This window comes from Phormidesmis priestleyi ULC007, from assembly GCF_001895925.1.
Lineage (GTDB): Bacteria > Cyanobacteriota > Cyanobacteriia > Leptolyngbyales > Leptolyngbyaceae > Phormidesmis_A > Phormidesmis_A priestleyi_A.
In genome coordinates this window covers 1-1,395 of sequence record NZ_MPPI01000102.1, presented here as the reverse complement: position 1 = coordinate 1,395, position 1,395 = coordinate 1, and the positions used below count along the sequence as shown (strand labels likewise).

The 1,395-nt window shown below is 48.4% G+C and carries 1 protein-coding gene; it reads left to right on the top strand.

Annotated features, from left to right (window positions below):
• Nucleotides 1–71 precede the first annotated feature (71 nt).
• Entirely contained in the window at nucleotides 72–1,283 is a 1,212-nt protein-coding gene (locus BRW63_RS26970) for an IS256 family transposase (protein ID WP_073075377.1), read from the top strand.
• The last annotated feature ends 112 nt before the right edge of the window (nucleotides 1,284–1,395 follow it).

Here is a 1,395-nt window from a genome sequence, read left to right as displayed (position 1 = left end):
GGGAGTGTAAATTAGTTTGTGTCAGAGGTCAAAACACGATCTAATGAACCCATCACCAGAGACACAAACTCATGACCTTTCGACCTGAATTAATTGACGAACTTCTCAAAGAATATCGCAACCCTGAAGATCTCATGGGTGAAGGCGGCATTTTTAAGCAACTGACCAAAGCTTTGATCGAACGCTGCCTCACCGCAGAACTCAATACCCATCTGCAACAAGAGCAACTCGAACCCGTCCCTGCCTCTCCTAAGAATCGCCGCAATGGACATAGCCAGAAAACCATCAAGGGTGAGTTTGGCGAAGCTGAAATCGCTATCCCCCGAGATCGTCATGGTGAATTTGAACCCATCCTGATTGCCAAGGGTCAAACTCGTTTCAACGGCTTCGACGATAAGATTCTCTCGCTCTATGCGCGAGGCATGACAACCCGCGACATCCAAGCTCAACTTCAAGATTTATATGGGGTTGAGGTGTCCCATATGCTGATTTCTAACGTGACTGAGGCGGTCGAAGCGGAACGGAAACTCTGGCAAAATCGCAGTCTTGATGAGGTCTATCCGATTGTTTATCTTGATGCCATTGTGGTCAAAGTGCGTCATGAAGGACGAGTCATTCACAAGGCGATTCACATGGCACTGGGCGTTAACCTGGCAGGGCAGAAGGAGCTATTGGGCATGTGGATGACCCAGAATGAATCGTCCAAGTTCTGGCTGTCGGTCTTAAGCGAACTGAACAACCGCGGGGTTAAAGATATCTTTATTGCTTGTGTCGATGGACTGACCGGATTCCCGGAGGCGATTGAAACGGTCTTTCCTCAGACCCAGGTGCAACTCTGTATTGTCCATATGGTGCGCAACTCCCTCAGCTACGTCTCCTACAAAGACCGCAGAGCCGTTGCTGCTGGGCTTAAAACCGTTTATGGGGCTGCCACCGAGTCCGAGGCGGAACTCGCCTTAGTCGAGTTTGCCGAAAGCTGGGACAAGCAATATCCGACCATTAGCAAGTCTTGGATGCACCACTGGGAGAGGATCGTCCCCTTCTTTGCCTTCCCGGCTGATATCCGTAAAGCAATCTACACGACCAATGCCATTGAATCGATGAATATGACGTTGCGTAAGGTCTTACGCAATCATCGGTCGTTTCCAACCGATGAGTCGGTGATGAAGGTAATTTATTTAGCGATCCACAATATTGCTAAAAAATGGACAATGCCGATCCGAGACTGGAAACGGGCATTAAATCGCTTTGCTATCGAGTTTGAAGGGAGGTTTCCCATGTAGTTATACTCGCCACGATTGAGAAATGGACTTTTGGATTGTTCTCCCGCATCAACGATAAGATGAGGTTTGTTCTAGAGCAGGAGAAAAGAGGTTGTTAGCATGATTCGGATTG